Source organism: Muricomes intestini, from assembly GCF_004346165.1.
GTDB classification, from domain to species: domain Bacteria; phylum Bacillota; class Clostridia; order Lachnospirales; family Lachnospiraceae; genus Muricomes; species Muricomes intestini.
Map to the genome: position 1 here is coordinate 1 of NZ_SLZZ01000044.1, position 15,977 is coordinate 15,977.

The window sequence follows — 15,977 nt, forward strand, 5'->3', positions numbered from 1 at the left end:
TGCGGTGAGCTGGGAGCGGACCTGGAGCTGACAGAGGAGTTTCTCAAAATGGGACTGGATGAACTCTCTGTATCTCCGGCTATGGTTCTGCCTTTAAGGAAGAAAATCAGGGAGTGTGAATAGAAAACTAAATCTTAACTCGTCCAATCTTTATTTTATTCAAAATTGTTTTCACGAAGTATTCACACAGCAACTAAAAATTAAAATATATTTTAAAAGTTTCAATTTTGATTTCCAAATCGCCATACATAAATTTAATATAATTTACACATACTACCTTTAAAATTCTGGATTTTTAACTATGTATCAATTACATTCAAAAGGATTCAGGAAAACTTAGTATGAAAAGAGGGTAAGAGATGAATCAGGTAATAGGCAGCCAAAGCATCAGTTTTGGTGTCTCTCCTTATCTTATCAGCAGCGGCTCTGTAGTTGGCAGTAAAGAGTCCGAGGGTCCGCTTGCAAAATTGTTTGATATGGCCAGCCAAGATGACCTCTTTGGGGCAAAAACCTGGGAGGAGGCAGAGAGTAATATGCAGAAGGAAGCATGTATATTGGCGCTTGGCAAAGCACACATCCCCCCGGAAAAGGTACGGTATCTTTTTGGAGGGGACTTGCTGCGTCAGGGAATAGCCACTTCTATGGGAATTGAAGCACTGCAGATTCCCATGTTCGGATTATTTGGTGCCTGCTCCACATCCGGTGAGGCACTGGCTCTAGGTGCCATGTGTGTGGCGGCAGGCTATGGGGATTATATGCTGGCAGTGACCTCCAGTCATTTCGGGAGCGCGGAAAAAGAGTTCCGCTTTCCTCTGGGATATGCAAGCCAAAGACCCTTGTCCGCCCACTGGACGGTTACGGGCAGCGGAGCATTTTTGGTGGGTACAGAAAAAAGCCATATCAGAATCAGCGGCGTAACCATTGGAAAAATTGTAGACTATGGGCTGAAAGATTCTCAGAACATGGGGGCGTGTATGGCACCTGCAGCTGTAGATACCATTATGCAGAACTTTAAAGATTTTGGGAGAAAAGCTGAGGATTATGACAGGATTGTAACCGGAGATTTGGGATATGTGGGACAAGACATTTTGTTTGATCTGATAAAGAAAAAGGGGAGTGACATCAGAACAATGCATTTGGATTGTGGAATGACAATATTTGATCAAAAGACACAGGACACTCATGCTGGTGGGAGCGGCTGCGGCTGTGCAGCAGTCACCCTGGCTGCATATGTCTTGCCAAAGATAAAAAAAGGAGAATGGAAACGAGTGCTTTTTGTTCCCACTGGGGCACTTATGTCGACAGTAAGTTTCAACGAAGGTGCCAGTGTACCGGGAATTGCACATGCAATTGTACTGGAGCACTGTTAAAATATGGGTGACTGCCAAGAGATACAAAAGCGGGTTTATGATAGAGTAGTGCCCTTGTGATAGGAGGTTTTTATGGATTACTTGAAGGCTTTTTTAATAGGAGGAATTATTTGTGCCGTTGTACAGATTTTTATGGACCGCACAAAACTGATGCCCGGCAGAATTATGGTACTTCTCGTCTGCGTCGGCGCAGTATTGGGATTCTGCAAGATATATGAGCCCTTTGTAAAATTTGCCGGGTCAGGAGCAAGTGTTCCTTTGCTGGGGTTTGGAAATGTGCTGTGGAAAGGCGTAAAGGAAGCTGTTGACAAGAACGGGTTTCTGGGAATATTTATGGGAGGATTAGAAGCAAGCGCCATAGGAATCTCGGCGGCCCTTATTTTCGGGTATCTTGCTTCTTTCATCTTTGAGCCGAGAATGAAAAAATAAAACCGCAGATTGAGTTTAGCCAGCAGTTCGATTTCGCATGGCTAAACTGTAAGCAGCATCTTCTGAAAGAACATATATTCAGAGTATGCTGCTTTTTTACAGAGATTTAACATTCTTTGGCTTTTACATTTAACATTTCTTTTATATCATTTTAGCTGTGAAGAGGAATAGTCAAATACATACATGTAAAGGAGAATGAAAAGATGAGAATGAAAAAGTTTATAGCGATATTGTCAGCAGTAGGTATGCTGGCAGCCGGTATTACCGGATGCGGTGGTTCAGACGCGTCAGATGTATCAGATACATCAGGAGATACTCAGTCAGAATGGGACAGCTCCAATGACATTACAATTGTTTCCCGGGAGGAAGGTTCAGGTACAAGAGGAGCATTTATCGAACTGTTCGGGATTGAAGAGGAACAGGACGGGGAAAAGGTAGATATGACAACAGAGGAGGCGCAAATTACAAATAGTACTTCCGTCATGATGACAACGGTGGCCCAAGATGAATATGCAATCGGCTATGTTTCCCTTGGCTCACTGGGAGACACTGTAAAGGCAGTGAAGATTGATGGGGCCCAAGCAACGGCTGAAAATGTCAAATCAGGCACATATAAGGTTTCCAGGCCATTTAATATTGCAACCAAGGAAGATTTGGATAATGAGGTGGCAAAGGATTTTATGAATTTTATCCTGAGTGAAGAAGGGCAGGCAGTTATTACGGATAACAATTACATCGCACTGGAGGATGTAAAACCTTTTGAGGGTACATCACCTTCAGGAAAAGCGGTAGTGGGAGGTTCTTCTTCCGTGTCGCCCGTAATGGAAAAATTGATTGAAGCATATAAAGGCGTGAATGCTAATGCAGAGATTGAACTTCAGACAACAGATTCCACAACAGGAATGACATCAACAATTGACGGAAGCTATGATATTGGAATGGCGTCCAGAGAACTAAAAAACACAGAGCTGTCTGCAGGACTGAAGCCGACTGTTATTGCCACAGACGGAATTGCAGTTATTGTTAATAAGAGCAGCACTGTAGATGAATTGAGCAGCGATCAGGTGAAATCAATTTACACCGGCGATGCGCTCACCTGGGATGAGGTAGTCGAATAAATGAAATCAAAGACATGGAATGAAAAATTCATGCAGGGAGTGTTCTTCACTGCCGCCTGTACTTCAGTACTGGCGGTAGCTCTCATCTGCATTTTTTTGTTTGCGAATGGTATCCCTGCCATGAAAGAAATTGGATTCATAAAGTTTATAACAGGTCAAAGATGGAAACCAGGCAATGATATCTATGGAATTCTTCCTATGATTGTAGGAAGCCTCTATGTAACTGCGGGGGCAGTGATTGTAGGTGTACCTATAGGCATACTGACATCGGTGTTTATGGCTATGTACTGTCCAAAGAAAATATATAAACCTCTGAAGGCTGCGATTGAGCTTCTTGCAGGGATTCCCTCTGTTGTGTACGGATTTTTCGGACTGGTGGTACTTGTCCCCCGGGTCAGAGAGCTGGGGAGAGCCTTGAAGATGATAGGACTGGCAAGAAGCAGCGGGAACGGGAACAGTATTCTGACAGCCTCTCTTCTTTTGGGAATAATGATTCTGCCTACCATCGTCGGTGTGACAGAATCTGCCATCCGGGCTGTCCCCGCCCAGTACTATGAAGGGGCACTTGCCCTGGGTGCAACTCACGAGAGAAGCATTTTCAAGGTCATAATACCTGCGGCAAAATCCGGTGTGGTTGCAGGAGTTGTACTTGGCATAGGGCGCGCAATCGGAGAAACCATGGCGGTTATCATGGTGGCGGGCAATCAGGCCAGAATGCCTGCGGGGATTATGAAAGGTGTCAGGACCCTCACCGCCAATATTGTAATTGAGATGGGATATGCAGCAGATTTACACAGGGAGGCATTGATTGCTACCGGAGTGGTGCTGTTTGTATTTATCCTGCTTATTAACTTCAGCGTGGCGTTGATAAAAAGGAGGGGTGAGCGTGAACAATAAATCTACATTTGGGCAAAAAGTGAAAACATATCTGAATCATCCCGGCTCCTTTATCATGGTGCTGCTGGTTATGCTGGGAACACTCCTCACATTTGCAGTGCTAATCTATCTGGTTGTTTATATACTGGCGCACGGGCTTCCTTACATTAAACCTTCCTTATTTTCACTAAAGTATACATCAGAGAATGCCTCTTTGGTCCCGGCACTTATCAATACAGTAACGATGACACTGCTTTCTTTAGTGATTGCAGTTCCCCTTGGAATTTTTGCCGCTATTTTTCTTGTAGAATATGCGAAAAGAGGAAACAAATTTATGGGGATTATCCGGCTGACAACAGAGACACTTTCGGGAATTCCTTCCATTGTATACGGCTTGTTTGGCATGCTGTTTTTCGTCAATACTCTTGGCTGGGGATTTTCCCTCCTGGCAGGAGCGTTCACCCTGGCTATTATGATATTGCCGCTGATTATGCGCACTACGGAGGAGGCACTTAAGTCCGTACCTGATTCCTACCGTGAGGGCAGTTTTGGACTGGGGGCCGGGAAACTTAGGACAGTATTTCATATTGTACTTCCTTCGGCAGTACCCGGAATCCTTGCAGGTGTGATTCTGGCAATCGGAAGAATCGTAGGAGAGACAGCTGCACTGATGTACACGGCCGGAACTGTGGCGAAGGTTCCGTCCAATGTGATGGGTTCGGGAAGAACACTGGCCGTGCATATGTATAATCTGGCAAGTGAGGGCCTGTATATGGATCAGGCATATGCCACAGCGGTTATATTGCTTATCCTGGTTGTCGGAATCAATGCACTGTCCGGGGTAATAGCAAAAAGATTAACGAAAGTGTAGAGAGGAAACAAAAGATGGGAAAAATAGAAATCAAAAATCTGGATTTATTTTACGATGATTTTCAGGCTTTGAAAAGTGTAAATCTGGATGTAGAAGCAAATAAAATTACAGCCTTTATAGGTCCCAGCGGATGCGGAAAATCTACGCTGCTCAAATCCATCAACAGAATGAATGATCTGGTGGAAGGCTGCCGGATTGAAGGTGAAATTCTGCTGGACAATGAAAATATATTTAGGGGTATGGACGTAAACCTTCTGCGCAAGCGGGTGGGAATGGTGTTTCAGAAACCAAATCCATTTCCTATGAGTGTTTACGATAACATTGCATTCGGACCGAGAACACACGGGGTCCGCGCCAAGTCCAAACTGGATGATATTGTGGAGAAATCTCTGCGCAGTGCGGCTATATGGGAAGAATGTAAAGACAGATTGAAAAAGAGTGCCCTGGGGATGTCCGGGGGACAGCAACAGCGTCTGTGTATAGCAAGAGCCCTTGCGGTAGAGCCTGAGGTTCTTCTGATGGACGAACCGACGTCTGCGCTGGACCCGATCTCTACATCCAAGATAGAAGACCTTGCGTTGGAATTAAAAAATGATTATACTATTGTCATGGTAACACATAACATGCAGCAGGCAGTGCGTATATCTGACAACACGGCGTTTTTTCTTCTGGGTGAGGTCATAGAGTATAATCAGACAGAGAAGCTTTTTTCAATACCTTCGGATAAGAGGACGGAGGATTATATTACAGGGAGGTTTGGTTAAGATGAGGAGTCGGTTTGACGAGCAGTTGGAATTATTGGAAGAAATGCTCACCCGCATGGGAGAACTGTGTGAAGTGGCTATAGCTAAGGCTACCCGTGCTCTGGAGGAAGGGAGCCAGAAACAGGCACAGGCAATTATAGAGGCAGACGAAGAGATTGACCAGATGGAAAAGGATGTGGAAAGGCTATGTCTGAAGCTCCTTTTGCAGCAGCAGCCTGTGGCGAAGGATCTGCGGAGAATCTCCGCGGCTCTTAAGATGATTACGGACATGGAGCGTATCGGGGATCAGACAGCGGATATTGCGGAGATTATTATTTCTTCAAAACAATCCGCAGCAACAGACATCAAACAGATTGGCACAATGGCCGATGCGGTCAGCAAAATGGTGCGCGACAGTGTGCACGCTTATGTCACAAAGGATCTGGAGTTGGCAAAGCATGTGATGGAGGCGGACGATTACGTAGACAACCTGTTTGATACAATCCGGGATGAACTTGTAGAATATATCCGCGCAGAAAAAGGCGAACACGGAAACCGTATATTTGACCAGATTATGGTAACAAAGTATCTGGAGCGTATCGGGGATCATGCAACGAACATTGCCGAGTGGGTGGAATTCTCCATAACCGGTGTTCACAGAGACGGAGCAAACTTGTAGGCTGGAAGCCGGGAGGGCGCAAAATGATATATTGCGTAGAAGATGATGACAATATCCGGGAACTGATCATATATACATTGGAAAGCACGGGGCTTAGAGCACAGGGCTTTGCGGAGGGAAGTTCTTTTCTGGAAGCAATGGCATCTGATACGCCGGAGCTTATTTTGCTTGATATTATGCTCCCGGGAGAAGACGGGCTTACTCTGCTCAGTAAATTGAAGAGCTCTTCGAGGACGAAGAATATTCCTGTGATCATGGTGACGGCAAAGGGCTCAGAGTATGACAAGGTGATTGGCCTGGATTCGGGTGCCGATGATTATCTCGCCAAGCCCTTTGGAATGATGGAGCTGGTCTCCCGCATAAAAGCGGTTCTGCGCCGCACAGGCAAGGATTCGGACAAGGATGATATGAGCGTTGCGGGAGTTCATGTGAACGTAAAGAAGCATGAAGTGACTGTGGGCAAAAAGCTGGTAACACTGACGCTGAAGGAGTTCGAACTTCTGGAGCGCCTTATGCGAAACCAGAATATTGTACTTACGAGGAATCAGCTGCTGGAGGATATATGGGGCTATGAGTTTGGCGGCGAGACAAGGACTGTGGATGTTCATATAAGGACTCTTCGGCAGAAACTGGGGGACAAGGGAGCTATTATCGAAACTGTGCGGGGCATAGGATACCGTATAGGAGGGCAGCATGAGAGCTAAAATTCAAAGGAGTATGGTGTTTATATTCTCCGTTACACTGCTGATTTCCTATATGATTCTTACCATGGTTGTATATAATCAGACGCTGTCCATACTGGAAACAGACATGAAGCAGGAGGCGCAGTATATCGGGAGAGCTATCAATACTTCCGGCGGCAGTTATCTGCAGCAGATGGCAGATGTCGATGAAGGAGCCCGTGTGACCTGGGTTGCCGAAGATGGAGCTGTCCTGTATGATTCCCAAAGTAATGGGGACAAACTGGAGAACCATAAATCCAGGCCGGAGATACAAAGTGCCATGACAAAAGGTTTCGGCACAGATATCCGGATGTCTGGTACGCTGGGCCGCAAGATGTATTATTATGCCCTGCGTCTGGATGATAAAACAGTACTGCGTATTGCAAAGACAATGGACGGTCTGATGAGAACAGGTCTGAGAGTGCTGCCGGTCATGGGCATATTGGCAGTTTCTATGCTGGTTCTTGCCTGGCTGATGTCGAAATGGCAGACGGCCAGATTAATAAGACCTATCAACGAGCTGGATATAGAACATCCTCTTGACAATGGTATCTACGAAGAACTGTCCCCTCTTCTGCAGGCGATAAACCGGCAGAATATGGAAAAAGATGCCGTTGCCAATATGCGCAAAGAGTTTTCGGCTAATGTATCCCATGAATTAAAGACACCCCTGACTTCTATTTCCGGCTACGCGGAAATTATGAAGGATGGTCTGGTGAAACCGGAAGATATACCTAATTTTTCAGAGCGGATATACAAAGAGACAAAGCGCCTTATTACGCTGGTGGAGGATATTATCAAACTTTCGAAGCTGGATGAGGCATCTGTAGATTTTGAGAAGGAGGATGTAGATTTGTATGCCTTATGCCGGGAAATTGTGAGCCGTCTTGCACCCCAGGCAAATGCAAAGAAGGTTCATATAACCTTAACAGGTGAGCCGGTAGTATACCGGGGTGTCCGCCAGATACTCGATGAGATGATTTATAATATATGTGAAAATGCAATCAAATATAATGTGATTGAAGGAAAAGTGTCTGTATGGGTCGGGAACACACTTCAGGGGCCGAAAATCAGCGTGGCAGATAATGGAATAGGAATTCCAAAGGAACAACAGGAAAGAATATTTGAGCGCTTTTACCGGGTTGATAAGAGCCACTCAAAAGAAACCGGAGGAACAGGCTTAGGGCTCTCTATCGTAAAACACGGTGCACTGCTGCACGGGGCAAAGGTCATAGTGGACAGCGAAGAAGGCCGCGGAACACGGATGGATATACTGTATCTAAAACACATTTAAGTGTTTAACAAATTGCGCGGTGACTCGGAGAATTCCGACTTATAAGCCCTGAAGAAAGTAGAGTAATCGCTGAATCCGCTGGAAAAGCAGGCTTGAGTGATGGGCTGTCCATCAGAGATCAGCTCCCTGGCGAGCAGCAGGCGGCGGTAGGTAATGTAATTTCCGATGGTGTATCCGGTCTCGGCTTTAAACAGCCGCATCATATAATACTTGCTGATGTAAAATTTTTGGGCCAGTGTATCAATGTCAAGATTATCGGTGAGATGGCTGTTAATATACTGCATGATGTTTACAATCTTTGTGTTGTATAACCCAGTATCCAGGAACTCCACTCTGTTTTTCATGGCAGCGCGGTTTAAATGTATCATAAATTCCAGGAAAAGAACCTGCCGGTACAGGCTGCTGGCATATTCATTATCTTCAAAGGAGCGCTCCAGGCGGTTCGTAATCTTGAAAAGCGAGCTTTTTTCAAGTGAAGGAATCCGAAGCACATTGGAGTGTTCTTTTTTTGCTTTTTCGAAGCAATAACCCAAGTCATATTCCGAGGTTTTGTAGTCTTGTATAAACCCAGGTGAGATGTACACAATGATTCGCTCGTAGGGCAGAGAGTTGTCGACCCGTATCCGGTGGATGTCATTGCGGTTCACCAGAACAATGTCGTAAGGCTCCAGATCATATGTTTTCCCCTCTATATAATATTGTACCTTGCCCTTGATAAAAATCGTAATCTTAAGAAAGTCATGATAATGAAATTCAAATTCTTTAGAGAGATTATCCTCTAGGTGAAAAATACGGAAATTGCTGTTTAGGTAGCCCCGTTTATTATATTCCTGCATAAAATCTCCTTTCTGGTTGGAAGGTAACTCTGGCTAAACTATACTATAATATAGCATTATTTGCAATATCAAAAGCATTTACTCCGTATTATATGAGGAAAATGCCTGGTATAATGGTAGAAACAGGAGGTGCGTTGTTGATGAAAGTTACAATGGAGCGTTATCACGGACTTGGAAATGATTATTTAGTGTATGATCCTAACAAAAATGAGTTGCAACTGAACAAAGAAAATGCAGCTATGCTCTGCAACAGAAATATGGGACTTGGCTCCGATGGAATTCTGGAGGGACCATTCATAGGGGAGAGCCACATGTCCCTGCGGATTTGGAATCCGGATGGAAGTATAGCTGAAAAAAGTGGCAACGGTGTCCGTATTTTTGCAAAATATCTGAAAGATGCAGGCTATGTACAGAAGAAGAATTATAAATTAGTTACGGACGGCGGATTGGTGGAAATCACCTATTTGAATGAGGACGGCAGCAGGCTGCGTGTGTCCATGGGAAAATTATCATTCTGGAGCGATGAGATTCCGGTGACCGGAGAACGCCGTGAGGTAATCAATGAAGATATGGTATTCGGCAGGACACTTTATCCGGTTACTTGTGTATCTGTGGGAAATCCCCATTGTGTCATCCCAATGCGGGAAATCTCAAAGCCATTGGTCTGCAAGATCGGGAACTATTCGGAGGTTGCAAGATATTTTCCAGAACGGATAAATACGGAAATAATGAAAGTGGTGGATGACAGTCATATTGAGATTGAAACCTTTGAGAGAGGTGCCGGCTACACTATGGCTACCGGAACAGGGGCCTGTGCGGCTGCGGGAGTTGCCTATAAACTGGGACTGACAGGGAATAAGATAATTGTCCATATGCCGGGGGGTGACTTACAGGTAGAGATAGATGAAGACTGGAATGTATACATGACAGGGGAAGTGTTCTATGTGGCAAAAATCACATTGAGCAGTGAATTTTCAGAAAAACTTCGGACCTTATAAAAAAATCGGGGAGATGCAATAGTTGGAGATGTGGGAAAGCATATATTAGATTTTACTATTGAAATATTCCTGTGTTACCTGCAGCTGTTTTTTCAATATTGTCTTCCACATAGCTGTATGTATCTCCCCGGAGCCTTTGGAGATTTTAGTCAGACGGAGAGTTCCGTCATCATCTAATTTTCTATAAAAATAGTGATCGGTATCCTTGTATAATTTCCAACCGTCTCTGTCACAGAATCTTTTTAGTTCTTTCCATCTTGGCATTCGATACTGTCTCCTATTTCTTTTGCATTATCCATGATCAGAGCCTTGAAAATATATGGGATATGCCCCTTCCTGTTTGGTGCATGGGTATAAAGTTCATAGTCTGCATAATAATCCGCCGAATATTGTAAAATTGCCTCTCCCAGCTCTAAACGTGCAGCCTGCTCATCTGTTCCGTTTTCGACTAGATCAATTTCATTTAAGGCCAGTGTGACAGAGCCGTCATCTTCTATAAATTTCTTAGCAGTAAATGTATAAATCTTTAAAATCTCTTCCATTGTTTCAAAATTGGAAAACCACATTTTATCCCTTGTTCTTTTGATAAACTTTGGCTTTTCGTGTACCACGCTGTCAACAACAGCGCTCCATTCTTTTCTTACAGTTGTCGCTTTTTCCATTAACATTTCTATCATCTCCTTTGACACCTCCATTATAAGAATTTATGTACGTAATGTCAAGAGTGTACATTTTATTATATGATAAAATTTATGGTTTTATACGTTATAAATCTGGACTTGCGAAAATGGGCATATTTGTGCTAACATAGGTATAACAAAAGGCAGGTGATGATATGATGATTGAAATAGATTTTAACAGTGATGAGGCTATCTATATCCAGCTGCGCAACCAGATTATTATGGGAATTGCCACTTCTGACATACAGGAGGGGGATTCCCTCCCGTCCGTGCGTCAGCTGGCTGACACAGTGGGCATTAATATGCACACGGTGAATAAAGCATACAGTGTACTGAGGCAGGAGGGGTTTATTCAGCTCGACAGAAGACATGGGGCTGTGATCGCTCTGGATATTGACAAGATAAAGGCACTGGAGATAATGAAGCAGCAGCTGGTGATCCTGCTTGCAGAAGGAAGATGTAAGAATATATCCAGGGAAGAAGTGCATAATCTGGTAGATGAAATATTTGAAGGGTATGAATAATTAATAAACTGTAAAAATAAAGGGTTATGCGACAGGAGGAGAACATGCAGAATCATTATACAAAACAAGCTGAACAGGTCATTAAATATGCGGGTACCATGGCAAAAAAGTTAAAACATCCTTATATTGGAACGGAGCACCTTCTGCTTGGGCTCAGAAAGGAGTATACAGGTGTTGCCGGTCAGATTTTGGCTGCAAACAGTGTGGATGAAGAGAAAATTCTGCGCTTGATGGACGAATTGATTTCGCCTGCCGATGATGCGCTGAGCGTAGAGCATCCCACGGAAAGCCCGAGATTGGAATACATTTTGGAAAGCAGCAGGAGAGAGGCACAGCATCTGCATACAAGGAGAGTGGGGACAGAACATCTTCTTATGGCTATTATCCACGATGTAGACTGTGTTGCGGCAAGGATTTTGATTACATTGAATGTCAACCTGCAGAAAATTTTGCTGGACATTTTTAATGCGGTAGGTATAGATCCTAAAGAATATCAGGAAGAAATTCAGGAGGATTTAAAGGGCAGGGGCGCAGCGGTGGAGCAGTTCTGCACCGATTTGACTGCTGAGGCAGAGGAGGGCCGTCTGGACCCGGTTGTGGGACGGGAGGAAGAGATTTACCGTCTGATGCAGGTGTTAAGCCGGCGCACAAAGAACAATCCGTGTCTTGTGGGTGAGCCGGGAGTCGGAAAGACGGCCATTATTGAAGGCTTGGCAGCCCGAATTGCCATGGGTGTCGTGCCTGAAGGTATGAAAGGAAAAAGAATCTATACACTGGATCTGCCGGGTATGATTGCGGGTTCTAAGTACCGTGGAGAATTTGAAGAACGGATGAAAGGACTGATTGCAGAGGTTAAGGCCAATGAGAATATTATCCTGTTTTTGGATGAACTGCATACTATAATTGGAGCAGGGGGTGCAGAAGGAGCTATTGATGCATCCAGTATTTTGAAGCCCTCCCTCGCACGGGGTGAGCTGCAGCTGATTGGTGCTACCACGATTGCCGAATACCGCAAATATATTGAAAAGGATGCTGCTCTGGAGAGACGTTTCCAGCCGATAACAGTGGAAGAGCCTACCAAGGAACAGTGCCTGGAAATTTTGAAAGGGCTGAAAGAAAAATATGAGACTCACCATAAAGTTATAATAGGGGATGATGCACTCGAGGCTGCAGTACAGCTGTCAGAGCGCTATATTACAGACAGAAATCTGCCGGATAAAGCAATTGATGTACTGGATGAGGCATGCTCAAAAGTGAGTATGAGGGGCTATAAGGTCCCGGATAATCTGAAAAGTTATGAGGAATCCTTCAAAGAGCTGGCGGCACAAAAAGAAGAAAAAATCAAAGAGGGCAATTTTGAAGGTGCGTCTGAACTTCACAAAGAGCAGCAGAAAATTGAAAATAAGCTAAAAAGTATGAGGAAACGTTTTCAGAAGAAAACAGCTGTGAACTCCCCCCGGATTGAGGAGGGGGATATTGCTGATGTTGTTTCCGCATGGACAAAGATCCCTGTGCAGAAGCTGGCGGAAAGTGACACTGACAGATTGAAAAAATTGGAGCAGATTCTTCATAAGAGAGTGGTCGGACAGGAAGAGGCTGTAAGTGCAGTTTCAAGAGCCGTAAAGAGGGGAAGAGTAGGCTTAAAAGATCCGAGACGTCCCATTGGTTCATTCCTTTTTCTGGGACCTACAGGAGTTGGAAAGACGGAACTTTCTAAAGCACTTGCGGAAGCCTTGTTTGGGGATGAACAATCCATGATACGTGTGGATATGTCCGAATATATGGAGAAGCACTCAGTGTCCAAGATGATAGGCTCCCCTCCCGGATATGTGGGACATGAGGAAGGCGGACAGTTAAGTGATCAGGTAAGGACGCATCCTTATTCTGTCATATTGTTTGATGAGGTGGAGAAGGCTCATCCCGATGTGTTCAATATTCTCCTCCAGGTGCTGGATGACGGGCACATTACAGATTCCCAGGGGCGCAAAGTGGATTTCTGTAACACTGTAATCATTATGACCTCCAACGCAGGGGCGAAAGCTATCGTAGAGCCGAAAAAGCTTGGATTTGCCACAAAGGAGAATCCGGAGGATGATTACAAGCGGATGAAGCAAAATGTGATGGATGAAGTGAAAATGATATTCCGCCCGGAATTTTTGAACCGTATTGATGAGATTATTGTCTTCCATGCATTGAACAGCAACCATATGAAACAGATTGTAACATTGCTGTGCAGGGAATTTACGAAACGAGTGAAGAGTCAGATGAATATTACCTTGACAATCCGGGATTCTGCCAAGAAGCATATTGTGGAAAAGGGAACCGATGCCAAATTCGGGGCGCGGCCACTGCGCAGAGCTATGCAGACAGAGCTGGAGGATAAGCTGGCAGAGGCCATTTTGAACGGAGAGGTGAAGGATGGGGATAAAGTGGAAGCTGGAGTCTCTAAAAAAGAAATTAAATTTTACACAAAGTCCACAAAGCAGTAGAAAATAAAAAGAAATTATTATATAATGATGTTGAGGTCAAAAGGTATTTTGCCCCCATGATACAAGCAAGAAAAAAGAATCTGAAATACTCAGGAGGATAATAAAATGGCAGCAGTAAAAAAACTGTTACGCGCAGAAGATGACGGAACACTTAGTTTTGGAGATTATACCCTTGCATCTAAGTCAAAACAGGACAATTTCGAATTTGACGGCGATATTTATAAAGTCAAGACATTTAAGGAGATAACTAAGCTGGAGCGCAATGGTATGTTTGTGTATGAATCGGTACCGGGCAGCACTGTCAGTAACTTCAAGGAAACGGATTCTGAAGTGACATTCTGTGTATCTTCGGCGGAGGATGTACAATTCACACTGGAATTGGAGCCGGACAGCGAGTATGAAGTATTTATCAATAATATATCTGCCGGCAAGATGGCAACGAATCTGAGTGGGAAGTTAAGTGTCAGCACGGAGGAAAGCGGAGGCAGTTGCGTAGGCGTCAGAGTAGTAAAGTGTTAATATTTTTTTGCTGATGTGCTACAAAGAGTTAATAGAAGGAAAGAAAAAGAGACAGGAGAGCAGTGGTCCTGTTTCTTTTTATATAGGAAGGGACAGTAATGGCAAAAGGGAAAAAAAGTGTGTTTTTCTGTCAGAATTGTGGACATGAGGAATCGAAATGGCTGGGCCAGTGTCCGGCATGCAAAGAGTGGAATACATTTGTGGAGGAGAAGATAAGTGTAAGCGCGGCAAAGAACGGCACCGCAGCGGGGAGCGGATTAAAAACAGCAAGAAGTGCGGAAATTGTTTCTCTCTCCCAGGTCAGTGCAGATGACCATACAAGACTCAGAACCGGAATCAAGGAGTTGGACAGAGTGCTGGGAGGCGGGATTGTTCCGGGTTCTCTGGTTTTGGTTGGAGGAGATCCGGGAATTGGAAAGTCCACTCTTCTACTTCAGGTGTGCAAAAGCCTCTCAGCTAATAAAAATATATTGTACATATCTGGGGAGGAATCTTTAGCGCAGATTAAGCTCAGGGCAAACAGGATGGGCAAGTTTACAGAGAATCTGAAGCTCCTGTGTGAGACAAATCTGGAAACTATACGCACTGTGATTGAGAGTCAGCGGCCTGAGCTGGTAATTATTGATTCTATTCAGACGATGTATAGTGAGGAAGTGTCTTCTGCGCCGGGGAGCGTGTCACAGGTCAGAGAATCTACCAATGTATTTATGCAGCTCGCCAAAGGCCTTGGAATCTCAATTTTTATCGTGGGACATGTTACGAAGGAAGGTACTGTGGCCGGACCCAGGGTCTTGGAACATATGGTGGATACGGTACTGTATTTTGAGGGGGACAGACACGCCTCCTATCGGATCTTGCGGGGAGTGAAGAACAGATTTGGCTCTACAAATGAAATTGGGGTATTTGAAATGCGCCAAAATGGCCTGGCAGAAGTTGAGAATCCATCTGAATATATGTTAAGCGGAAAACCGGAAAATGCTTCCGGCTCTGTAGTAGCATGCTCTATGGAAGGAACCCGGCCAATACTGATAGAGATTCAAGCTCTTGTCTGCCGGAGCAATTTTGGATTGCCCAGACGTACCGCTGCCGGAACTGACTATAACAGAGTGAATCTTTTGATGGCTGTGTTAGAAAAGCGAATTGGCCTCCCTTTATCCGAATATGATGCCTATGTTAATATTGCAGGGGGAATTAAAATGAATGAACCGGCCATCGACCTAGGGATTATAATGGCACTGGTATCCAGCTACAAAAATCGTCCTATAGATGAAAAGATGCTTGTCTTTGGGGAAGTAGGCTTAAGTGGTGAAGTCCGGGCGGTAAATATGCCAGAGCAGCGGGTCACAGAAGCAAAAAAATTGGGGTTTGAAACCTGTATTCTTCCTATGGTATCCATGGGTATGGTGAAACAGATAAAAGGAATTAAGATTGTAGGAGTAAAGACAATCAATGATGCGATAAATCTTATATAGTTACGCCAATGGTAAGGCAGTAGGCTCCATTTAATATGAAAATGAGGAATTCCAGCAGTTGGGAAGCTAACTGCCAACAAGGGATATTCAGAATGGGCCGCTATCAACATCCCTGAAAAACAAAAAAGCGGCGGCTGTCAAATAAAAAATACTGGCTGTAGCATTCTGAAATTATCATAATTGTACAAATAAAATAAAAAATAAGAAAATCATTGACAATTCAGGACCCTGGTGGTAAGATAAATCTCGTCGCTGGCAGGGACTGACAAACAGTTTGGGAAAGACTCGACAGAAACCTGAAAAAATGTTGACAAACAGTGCAGCGATGTGATATTATATCGAAGCTGTCACCTGAGA

General features: G+C 44.3%; 18 protein-coding genes. 15 read left to right on the forward strand and 3 right to left on the reverse strand.

The window, feature by feature from the left end; genetic code table 11:
• The 10 genes from EDD59_RS16860 to EDD59_RS16905 all read left to right on the forward strand — a co-directional run.
• Positions 1–123, forward strand: a 123-nt coding sequence (locus EDD59_RS16860; protein WP_132384012.1) for a putative PEP-binding protein, incomplete at its 5' end; no start/stop codon positions are given.
• Positions 124–359: 236 nt separating this feature from the next.
• Positions 360–1,370: a stage V sporulation protein AD gene (locus EDD59_RS16865; protein ID WP_132384014.1), complete on the forward strand. Its 1,011-nt coding sequence runs from the start codon at positions 360–362 to the stop codon at positions 1,368–1,370.
• Positions 1,371–1,442: 72 nt separating this feature from the next.
• The gene (gene spoVAE / locus EDD59_RS16870; protein WP_132384016.1) at positions 1,443–1,799 is read left to right on the forward strand and encodes a stage V sporulation protein AE; all 357 of its coding nucleotides are present in this window, start codon (positions 1,443–1,445) and stop codon (positions 1,797–1,799) included.
• A 203-nt stretch (positions 1,800–2,002) separates the two neighbouring features.
• Positions 2,003–2,917: a substrate-binding domain-containing protein gene (locus EDD59_RS16875; protein ID WP_132384018.1), complete on the forward strand. Its 915-nt coding sequence runs from the start codon at positions 2,003–2,005 to the stop codon at positions 2,915–2,917.
• Positions 2,918–3,814, forward strand: a complete 897-nt coding sequence (gene pstC, locus EDD59_RS16880; protein WP_132384020.1) for a phosphate ABC transporter permease subunit PstC — start codon at positions 2,918–2,920, stop codon at positions 3,812–3,814.
• Positions 3,804–4,664: a phosphate ABC transporter permease PstA gene (gene pstA / locus EDD59_RS16885; protein ID WP_132384022.1), complete on the forward strand. Its 861-nt coding sequence runs from the start codon at positions 3,804–3,806 to the stop codon at positions 4,662–4,664. The genes pstC and pstA overlap by 11 nt, the downstream gene beginning before the upstream one ends.
• Before the next feature lie 14 nt (positions 4,665–4,678).
• Positions 4,679–5,428 (forward strand): phosphate ABC transporter ATP-binding protein PstB, encoded by a 750-nt coding sequence (pstB, locus tag EDD59_RS16890; protein WP_132384024.1) that lies wholly within the window; start codon positions 4,679–4,681, stop codon positions 5,426–5,428.
• Between the two features lies 1 nt (position 5,429).
• Positions 5,430–6,086 carry a phosphate signaling complex protein PhoU gene (gene phoU / locus EDD59_RS16895; protein ID WP_132384026.1) on the forward strand — a complete coding sequence of 219 codons (657 nt, stop codon included), beginning with the start codon at positions 5,430–5,432 and terminating at the stop codon, positions 6,084–6,086.
• A 23-nt stretch (positions 6,087–6,109) separates the two neighbouring features.
• Entirely contained in the window at positions 6,110–6,790 is a 681-nt protein-coding gene (locus tag EDD59_RS16900) for a response regulator transcription factor (protein ID WP_132384028.1), read from the forward strand.
• On the forward strand, positions 6,780–8,102 hold the full coding sequence (locus tag EDD59_RS16905) for a sensor histidine kinase (RefSeq protein WP_132384030.1): 1,323 nt from the start codon (positions 6,780–6,782) through the stop codon (positions 8,100–8,102). Before EDD59_RS16900 ends, EDD59_RS16905 begins: the two co-directional genes overlap by 11 nt.
• On the opposite strand, the gene EDD59_RS16910 is transcribed toward EDD59_RS16905, so the two are convergent.
• The gene (locus EDD59_RS16910) at positions 8,099–8,938 is read right to left on the reverse strand and encodes a helix-turn-helix domain-containing protein (protein ID WP_132384032.1); all 840 of its coding nucleotides are present in this window, start codon (positions 8,936–8,938) and stop codon (positions 8,099–8,101) included. The two genes, EDD59_RS16905 and EDD59_RS16910, sit on opposite strands and share 4 nt — an antisense overlap.
• A 140-nt stretch (positions 8,939–9,078) precedes the next feature.
• Between EDD59_RS16910 and dapF the strand changes: the two genes are divergently transcribed.
• A complete protein-coding gene (gene dapF, locus EDD59_RS16915; RefSeq protein WP_132384034.1) occupies positions 9,079–9,936 on the forward strand; it encodes a diaminopimelate epimerase in 858 nt (285 codons plus the stop codon).
• A gap of 45 nt (positions 9,937–9,981) precedes the next feature.
• Here dapF and EDD59_RS16920 read toward each other — a convergent pair whose 3' ends face one another.
• Complete coding sequence (locus tag EDD59_RS16920) at positions 9,982–10,200, reverse strand: type II toxin-antitoxin system HicA family toxin (protein WP_132384036.1); 219 nt, start codon at positions 10,198–10,200, stop codon at positions 9,982–9,984.
• On the reverse strand, positions 10,179–10,604 hold the full coding sequence (locus EDD59_RS16925) for a RelB antitoxin-like protein (protein WP_132384038.1): 426 nt from the start codon (positions 10,602–10,604) through the stop codon (positions 10,179–10,181). Before EDD59_RS16925 ends, EDD59_RS16920 begins: the two co-directional genes overlap by 22 nt.
• A gap of 167 nt (positions 10,605–10,771) precedes the next feature.
• Here EDD59_RS16925 and EDD59_RS16930 point away from each other — a divergent pair, with 167 nt between their 5' ends.
• The 4 genes from EDD59_RS16930 (at position 10,772) to radA (ending at position 15,620) form a co-directional block, all read left to right on the forward strand.
• The gene (locus tag EDD59_RS16930) at positions 10,772–11,140 is read left to right on the forward strand and encodes a GntR family transcriptional regulator (RefSeq protein WP_132384040.1); all 369 of its coding nucleotides are present in this window, start codon (positions 10,772–10,774) and stop codon (positions 11,138–11,140) included.
• Between the two features lie 44 nt (positions 11,141–11,184).
• Complete coding sequence (locus tag EDD59_RS16935; protein WP_132384042.1) at positions 11,185–13,629, forward strand: ATP-dependent Clp protease ATP-binding subunit; 2,445 nt, start codon at positions 11,185–11,187, stop codon at positions 13,627–13,629.
• Between the two features lie 105 nt (positions 13,630–13,734).
• Positions 13,735–14,148, forward strand: a complete 414-nt coding sequence (locus EDD59_RS16940; RefSeq protein WP_132384044.1) for an endosialidase — start codon at positions 13,735–13,737, stop codon at positions 14,146–14,148.
• Between the two features lie 98 nt (positions 14,149–14,246).
• Complete coding sequence (gene radA, locus EDD59_RS16945) at positions 14,247–15,620, forward strand: DNA repair protein RadA (RefSeq protein WP_132384046.1); 1,374 nt, start codon at positions 14,247–14,249, stop codon at positions 15,618–15,620.
• The last annotated feature ends 357 nt before the right edge of the window (positions 15,621–15,977 follow it).

Excerpts from the sequence above, each read along its gene's own strand:
- EDD59_RS16865 (WP_132384014.1), top strand. The coding sequence starts at position 360 with ATGAATCAGGTAATAGGCAGCCAAAGCATCAGTTTTGGTGTCTCTCCT.
- spoVAE (WP_132384016.1), top strand. The coding sequence starts at position 1,443 with ATGGATTACTTGAAGGCTTTTTTAATAGGAGGAATTATTTGTGCCGTT.
- EDD59_RS16875 (WP_132384018.1), top strand. The coding sequence starts at position 2,003 with ATGAGAATGAAAAAGTTTATAGCGATATTGTCAGCAGTAGGTATGCTG.
- pstC (WP_132384020.1), top strand. The coding sequence starts at position 2,918 with ATGAAATCAAAGACATGGAATGAAAAATTCATGCAGGGAGTGTTCTTC.
- pstB (WP_132384024.1), top strand. The coding sequence starts at position 4,679 with ATGGGAAAAATAGAAATCAAAAATCTGGATTTATTTTACGATGATTTT.
- phoU (WP_132384026.1), top strand. The coding sequence starts at position 5,430 with ATGAGGAGTCGGTTTGACGAGCAGTTGGAATTATTGGAAGAAATGCTC.
- EDD59_RS16900 (WP_132384028.1), top strand. The coding sequence starts at position 6,110 with ATGATATATTGCGTAGAAGATGATGACAATATCCGGGAACTGATCATA.
- EDD59_RS16905 (WP_132384030.1), top strand. The coding sequence starts at position 6,780 with ATGAGAGCTAAAATTCAAAGGAGTATGGTGTTTATATTCTCCGTTACA.
- EDD59_RS16910 (WP_132384032.1), bottom strand. The coding sequence starts at position 8,938 with ATGCAGGAATATAATAAACGGGGCTACCTAAACAGCAATTTCCGTATT.
- dapF (WP_132384034.1), top strand. The coding sequence starts at position 9,079 with ATGAAAGTTACAATGGAGCGTTATCACGGACTTGGAAATGATTATTTA.
- EDD59_RS16920 (WP_132384036.1), bottom strand. The coding sequence starts at position 10,200 with ATGCCAAGATGGAAAGAACTAAAAAGATTCTGTGACAGAGACGGTTGG.
- EDD59_RS16925 (WP_132384038.1), bottom strand. The coding sequence starts at position 10,604 with ATGTTAATGGAAAAAGCGACAACTGTAAGAAAAGAATGGAGCGCTGTT.
- EDD59_RS16930 (WP_132384040.1), top strand. The coding sequence starts at position 10,772 with ATGATGATTGAAATAGATTTTAACAGTGATGAGGCTATCTATATCCAG.
- EDD59_RS16935 (WP_132384042.1), top strand. The coding sequence starts at position 11,185 with ATGCAGAATCATTATACAAAACAAGCTGAACAGGTCATTAAATATGCG.
- EDD59_RS16940 (WP_132384044.1), top strand. The coding sequence starts at position 13,735 with ATGGCAGCAGTAAAAAAACTGTTACGCGCAGAAGATGACGGAACACTT.
- radA (WP_132384046.1), top strand. The coding sequence starts at position 14,247 with ATGGCAAAAGGGAAAAAAAGTGTGTTTTTCTGTCAGAATTGTGGACAT.